This is a genomic window from Kitasatospora sp. NPDC056138, from assembly GCF_042264695.1.
Lineage (GTDB): Bacteria > Actinomycetota > Actinomycetes > Streptomycetales > Streptomycetaceae > Kitasatospora.
Genome location: NZ_JBHJVK010000071.1, coordinates 38,262 through 44,845 on the forward strand (window position 1 = coordinate 38,262; position 6,584 = coordinate 44,845).

General features: G+C 68.3%; 5 protein-coding genes. All 5 read left to right on the forward strand.

Features of this window, described 5'->3' with window-relative positions:
- Window positions 1–457: 457 nt before the first annotated feature.
- The 5 genes from ACFC1R_RS31655 (at window position 458) to ACFC1R_RS31675 (ending at window position 6,272) form a co-directional block, all read left to right on the forward strand.
- Window positions 458–1,090, forward strand: a complete 633-nt coding sequence (locus ACFC1R_RS31655; protein ID WP_375944502.1) for a helix-turn-helix domain-containing protein — start codon at window positions 458–460, stop codon at window positions 1,088–1,090.
- 659 nt (window positions 1,091–1,749) lie between these two features.
- On the forward strand, window positions 1,750–1,938 hold the full coding sequence (locus ACFC1R_RS31660; RefSeq protein ID WP_030459204.1) for a helix-turn-helix domain-containing protein: 189 nt from the start codon (window positions 1,750–1,752) through the stop codon (window positions 1,936–1,938).
- Window positions 1,938–3,146, forward strand: coding sequence for a tyrosine-type recombinase/integrase (locus ACFC1R_RS31665; protein ID WP_375944504.1), 1,209 nt, complete (start codon window positions 1,938–1,940; stop codon window positions 3,144–3,146). The genes ACFC1R_RS31660 and ACFC1R_RS31665 overlap by 1 nt, the downstream gene beginning before the upstream one ends.
- A 136-nt stretch (window positions 3,147–3,282) precedes the next feature.
- Entirely contained in the window at window positions 3,283–4,038 is a 756-nt protein-coding gene (locus tag ACFC1R_RS31670) for a DUF6928 family protein (RefSeq protein ID WP_375944506.1), read from the forward strand.
- Between the two features lie 80 nt (window positions 4,039–4,118).
- A complete protein-coding gene (locus ACFC1R_RS31675; RefSeq protein ID WP_375944508.1) occupies window positions 4,119–6,272 on the forward strand; it encodes a hypothetical protein in 2,154 nt (717 codons plus the stop codon).
- The last annotated feature ends 312 nt before the right edge of the window (window positions 6,273–6,584 follow it).

Here is a 6,584-nt window from a genome sequence, read left to right on the forward strand (position 1 = left end):
TGGAGGCCCTCGGTGTTGGTAGCACCGAGGGCCTCGGTGTAGGTGGGCGGCCCCTTCGATGGAGCCGGTAGGTCTGGTCAACTGCCAGCCGTGCAGAGGATGTTGAAGCGACCGTCCGCTTGGCAGCGCGAGCTCGACACTATGTCGAGCCCCCTCGAAGATCCAACGCGAAGTGGCCCCATCCGCTCACGGCAGACAGGGCGGTCCGCCCGGTGTCGCGAGGCTGCTCGACACGGTCTCCCGGCAGCGCTTGGGCGCGAGCCCGCTCGGCTACGCGCCGGCGCGACGGAAGGCGCCACCGCGCGAAGGTCTGGGGAACTCGGCTTCGGCTTGCAACACAGCAAGCCGGTCTTCCTGTGTAGTCATGGGCTCACCTCGTCCGGCAGGTCGGGAAATCGGTGCCCCAATCCCTACCATGGACTTGCGGCGACACACAATCGGAGCTAATTTTACATCCATGACACAGACCGACTGGCCGTCCAAGGTGACAGCCCGCGTCGCCGACGCTCTTCGGGCTCGGCGCAAGGAGCTCGGCCTGAGCGCCCAGGACGTCACCGACGCTTGCGCCGCGCTCGGGTACCCGATCCCGCGCACCGTGATCGCCAACCTCGAGAGCGGCCGGCGGGCGAGTGTCGATGTTGCCGAGCTCCTCGTCCTTGCGGAGGTCCTCGGCGTGCCCCCGATCACCATGCTCTTCCCTCTCGGTACCGCCCCCACCATCGAGGTGCTGCCGGGGCGGGAAGTGTCGATGTGGGACGCGGTGGCCTGGGTGACTGGTGAGTCGCGGGAGGAGGCGATGAAGACGCCCACGCAGACCGTGCTCAACATGTTCCGCGAGCACGGCATCCTCGTCTCGGTCGCGATGCTCAGCCGCGAGCTGGGCGAGGAGAAGCGCCGCGAGGCGGCCCTGGCCAGAGAACCCGAGCACCGGGCGAAGTTCCTCGACATGGTCGCCGAGCTCGACAGGATTCACGCACGAGACATCCAGTCGCTCCGCAACTGGCGTGCTCGCATGCGCGAACTGGAGGTCGTGCCCCCCGCGCTGCCTGATGAATTCGCCTACCTGGAGTCCTCGGAGAGCGCCCAGTAACGAGCCTGTTCCGGGCCGACCGCCCGAGCACTCCCCGGCCGTAGCCACTGCCATTTGGTGCGGCCGGAATCCAGAGCTACTGTCACACCCCGCTGCGGCTACCAACCGCGTGAAACGCCCATCCACGACGATCAACCACGGTGCCGGGTTGCCGCCCACCAACCACCGGGGAAGGAACCGCGTGCTGTCCACGCGTCGCCAGGCCGTCGGCCAGACTGCCACTGGCCCCGCGCAGGCCGAGCTCATCCTCGGCCGTCTCGCCGCACCTGCCATGCTTGCCGCCATCGCGGCCCACAGACCGATCTGACGGTCCATCCACGCTGTCGCCGGTGACCACGTCCCGGTCCCGCCTTCGGGCCGACAGCTTCTTCCCAGTCACCCGCCGCCCCGCACCGGGGCCGGTCGGGACTTCTCTCCTGTCCCCGGCACAGGCGTCCAGTCGCCAAACCTTCGCCCCTGCCGGGCCAGATCCCTCCGCACCTGGGTGCTCGCGCGCCCGTCAACTGAAGGGTCCTGTCCCTAGCATGGCACTCTCGATCGTTGCTTCGCCGAAGGTCCCGGCGCCGCCGTCGCTCACCTCCGCCGAAGCCGCCGGCTCGCTCGGCGGTCCGGTCCTCGTCTCGGTACCCGTTGCCGCTCCGGCGGGCGCGGCCGACGCCATGGCTCCGCACGAGCAGCTCCTGCTGACCATCCCGGACGTCATGGCCCAGCTCCAGCTCGGCCGCTCCACCGTCTACGACCTCATCCGCACCCGCCGTCTGCCCTCGGTCACCATCGGCCGCTCCCGCCGCGTCCCGGCCGCCGCCGTGCGTACGTTCGTTGCCGAGCTCGCGGAGGTGGCGGCCTGATGGCCAAGCGCAACCCCAACGGCGCGGGCAGCATCACCCTGCGCAAGGACGGCCGCTACCACGGCCGCGCCTACGTGATCACCACCTCCGGCCTCCGCAAGCGGGTCTCCATCTACGGCAAGACCTGGGACGAGGTCCACAACGCCCTCGTCGAGCTGCAGGCCGACGCCATCAACGGCATCCCGCTGCCCGACACCGACTCCAACGTCGGCCAGTACCTCAACTACTGGCTCGCCGAGGAGGTCCTGCCCAACCGCCGGCCCAAGACCTACCAGGGCTACGAGAGCGTGGTCCGCGTCCACCTCATACCCGGCCTCGGCACCAAGCGGCTGCGCGACCTGCGCGCACAGGAGGTCCGCGTCTGGCTGAATCGAGTGCGCGCCGAGTGCCAGTGCTGCAAGGGCGGCTGGGACGCGCAGCGGCCCAAGCCGATCTGCTGTGCCGCAGGCGAGTGCTGCAAGCGACTGCTGTCCGCGCGGATGATCCAGTCCGTGCACGCCGTGCTCCGCAACGCCCTGGAGCACGCCGTCCGGGAGGAGCTGATCCACAAGAACGTGGCCAAGCTCGTGAAGGTCCCCGCGCCCGACTACCGGATCGGCAAGGGCCTGACCACCGCTCAGGCCAAGCTCGTGCTCAAGGAGCTGAGCGGCCACCGCCTGCACACCCTGTACGTCCTCGCGCTGATGCTCGGCATGCGCCGGGGCGAGCTGCTCGGCCTGCGCTGGAGTTCCGTCGACCTGGAGCGCGGCACCCTCACGGTGAGCACCAACCTCCAACGGGTCGACGGCGAGCTGCGACTCGTCCTGCCCAAGACGTTGTCCTCCGAGCGCACCCTGCCGCTGCCCGCGCCGGTCCTCGCCGCCCTGGTCGACCACCGGGAGCGTCAGGCCGTCGAGCGCGCCGCCGCCGGCATGGACTGGCAGGAGAACGACCTCGTCTTCCCGTCCCGGATCGGTACCCCGTACGAGCCGGACAACCTGCGCCGCAGCTGGCACGCGGTCCGCGGGCGCCTCGGCCTGGACGACCTCCGCTTCCACGACCTCCGCCACACCTGCATCACCCTGCTGCTCGACCTCGGCGTTCCCCCGCACATCGTCCGGGAGATCGCCGGCCACAGCGACGTCGGCGTGACCATGAAGGTCTACGCGCACGCCTCCCTCGCCGAGCGCCTCAAGGCCCTGAGCCGTCTCGGGGAGGCGCTCTCCTAGCCTCGCGCTCTGGCTCACCAGTTCGTCCGGTGCCCGGCAAGACCTGGGTCTTGCCGGGCACCGGTGTCTTACGCGGTTGGTAGCTTGCGGCCTGCCCCCGAACCGGGGGGTCATCGTTCTGGAGAGAGGCCGACACGTGGGAGCCAAGACCGGACTACTCATCTACATGGATGCTGCTTCGTCCGGCCCGCTGCGGCTGCCGGCGGAAGCGGATCCGGAGCGGACGGCGGAGCTGCTCGGTCGTCTCTACCCCGGGTGGGAGGTCACGGAGTCGTCCGGGTGTGAACTCGGCGACGCGACGTACCCGCCGGAGGGGACCGCGTACCTTGGCAGCTTCCCCGGGGTCGACATCGTCTGCGATCAGCACTGGATGGGCGACTACCCCTCGCGGCTGCCGCAGCACCTGATCGATGCGAGCGCGGGCCGCCGCCTGGTCGTGCACTGGATGCACAGCGTGGTGGACTTCCTGGCCTTCGCGGTCTGGGAGGACGGGCAGCTGGTCCGTTCGCTCAGCGTCTCGCCGGACAGCGGGGTGATGGAGAACATCGGCGAGCCGCTGTCGTTCGAGGCGCCCTTCTGGGCCGGGGAGCATCCGGTGGAGCCGGTGCCGGGCTGGCCGGCCAAGGGGCCTTACCCGCTGCCGTTCCATCCCCTCGACCTGGGAGAGGAGGCACTGCGGTTCTTCTTCGGCTTCGTGCTGGAGGGTAGGCCGGAGCCGGAGGACATGGACCCCTACGAGGTGGCTCTCCAAGGCTTCCGACTCTCTGATCCGGACGGGCCGACTCCGGAGGAGAAGGAGGCCGCGATGCGGGCCGTCCTCAGCCGGATGGGGTCACCCCGGTTCTTCACGTACGGCCCTGACGGCACCATGATCGAAGTCGACCACCTGTGATCGGTATGAGGCATTGGCGGCTCTGACTGCAGTCGCACGCCTGAGATCCTGGTGGCATGACTACGCCGGACACATACAGGGTGAAGCTCGCTCTGGTCGCGAACTGCGCTGTCTGCGGTGAGCCTCGCGCGGTGAAGGGATCAGGCCGATGCCCCACATGCAGTCAGCCGCTCCCGGCCGACGAGATCCGGCAGGTCCGCGACGCCGTCCGCGCTCGTCGTGATGCCTTCAAGGTCGGTCTCCAACGGCTCAGCCAGCGCGTGACCAAGCTGGCCGGCGAGCTGTCCGGCTTCGCCACGCGCGGCGTTCCCTTGAGCGAGCAGGATCATCTGGACCAGGTGATCCGGCCAGCGCTGGACAGGTTGGGTGACCCGGCTCCCAAAGCGAAACAGCTGCTTGAGAGCTGCGTCTGGGACCCGCAGGAGGCGGGCACGGTCGCCGCTTTCGGCGAGCTGATCAGGGAGATCGACGCCGGCTTGGCGTGGGTGGCGTCGTTGCGTGACACCATGCCACCGGCGGAGTGGCGGGCAGTGCACCGTGAATTGGTGCGGGCGGCCATGGCTGTGGTTCGTGGTCAGGCGACCATGGCCGCGACGATCGTGGCAGTCGACTCGGATGATGCGATACAGCTGATGGCGGGGGGCGAGAACTGGTTCGGCCAGGCGGCTCGGCATGCCGGAAGAATCGCCACACAGATCAACCTCATCAAGAATTCGCCTGCCGACGGACCGATCCAGCGCGACGGATCTATCGATATCGCGGCTGCGGCGTGGACGAGCGTGGGCCGCGCCGTCACCTCGATCCCGGACGCAGCGGATATCGTGCGCAGTGCCTTTGCTGACGTCCCCGGCGTGAGCGACGCGTCCGACGAGCATGCCGTCGGGCTGCTGCCGATCTTGGCTATGAGCGCGCGGGCGGTTGACTACGAGCTGCTCGTGGCACGGGCTCGACAGCTGCGGTCAGTGCTCGATGCGGCTGACGCTTCTGCTTCATGGATAACCGATCATGCGCTCCTCGTCGAACGCGTGGGGTCAGGGCTGGACCGGATCATGGACGAAGCCGAGCGAATGAGCCGTGAATGGCGTCATGGGCTGCCCCGTCGCCACGTGGCGAGGACGTTGACCGAGATCTACCGGGAGCTCGTCGAGGGTGCGCTGTGTGACCTCGGCGGCGTGCTCTTGATTGCTGCACGGGTAAGCCGTCGGGGCGCGGACGGAGTCTATGAAGAGACCGTGGTCGAGGGGGTCAAGGCCGGGGACGTCGTGAACGAGTTCGTGCGGCTTGGGCCACCGTGCGGCAACGGCATCGACATGCTCTACCGCAACGCCAGCGCACACGCTTCGGTGGTCGTCACCGACACGGGGATCACGGCGACCCAGCGGGAGATCCGCGACGGCCGCGTGGTCTCAAGGAAGACGATCTCTCTCACAGACGAAGAATTCGCCGAGGAACTGATCGCCCTGCACGAACTGCTCCTGGCCCTGCAGCTTGCGTTGCTGCCATGGATGACGGGTCACAGCGACGCCTGTATGGCCGCCGCGGTCGCGGCCGCGACTCCGTCCGCCCGCCAGCGCGATCAGTCCCTCGCCCTCGTCGCCGGGCTCGCCGGCCTCAGCGACATCACCGTGGCGGCCGACGGAGACCACGTGACGATTACAGCGAGTGCGCCCACCGCAACCGCCGACCGTTTCGAAACCAGCGTGCTTAGCGTGGTTCCCGCCGCGTTCGGCACCGTGCCCGCCCCGACCCTCGTCACGTTGGGCCTGACTGGCCGTCGCCCCGTGACGTTTACACGCGGAGAGCTCGGGGAGATGGACGCCAATGATCCCCCACACGCCGGAGCGACACTCGGATTGGTCATGGCGCGATGGCTCATGGAAAGCACCGGAACGCTCAGCACCCGAGACGAGGCGACCTTCGTCACTGCGCCGCTTGTTGATCTTCACGTGCGCTGCGCCACACTGGCCCCCACCAACCCCGAGACCGCGCTTCGGTCGCTGCAAAAGGTGCGATCCCGTGTTGACGAAGTGATTGCTGACGACCGGCGGTCACTACTGACGCGAGCGGCGGTCCATCAGGTCGACATCTTGATCGACTTCCTCGACGGGCTCGCTGGCGGTGCGACATCGATCGGTTCCGAGGATGCCCGCCTCCGGGCACAGCGTGCGGCCGCCTCCGTCCAGGAGGCGCACAGCATCGGCGAGCAGGCCCGAGCGATACGCGACGGCTCATAGCGATCGTCCAACGCCCTGGGGCGAGCGCAGGATGTGTGAGCGGCCTGTGGAGTGCGTCACACGCTGGCCGGATTCGGTGTGGCGCATAGGTCTGAAGATCGTCTGGGCTGCTCGGATCCGCCGCGATTTGGAGCCGTTGGCGTCAGCGTTGGCGTCAAACGGCACGAAAATGCCCCCGAAGCGAGCTGCTTCGAGGGCATCGTGCCTGGTCAAACGTTGTGGCCAGGGCCGGGGTCGAACCGGCGACCTTCCGCTTTTCAGGCCGCGTGATGAACCTGATCCTGGTGTGACTCGCAAGGTTGTCGGTCCTTG

Excerpts from the sequence above, each read along its gene's own strand:
- ACFC1R_RS31655 (WP_375944502.1), top strand. The coding sequence starts at position 458 with ATGACACAGACCGACTGGCCGTCCAAGGTGACAGCCCGCGTCGCCGAC.
- ACFC1R_RS31660 (WP_030459204.1), top strand. The coding sequence starts at position 1,750 with ATGGCTCCGCACGAGCAGCTCCTGCTGACCATCCCGGACGTCATGGCC.
- ACFC1R_RS31665 (WP_375944504.1), top strand. The coding sequence starts at position 1,938 with ATGGCCAAGCGCAACCCCAACGGCGCGGGCAGCATCACCCTGCGCAAG.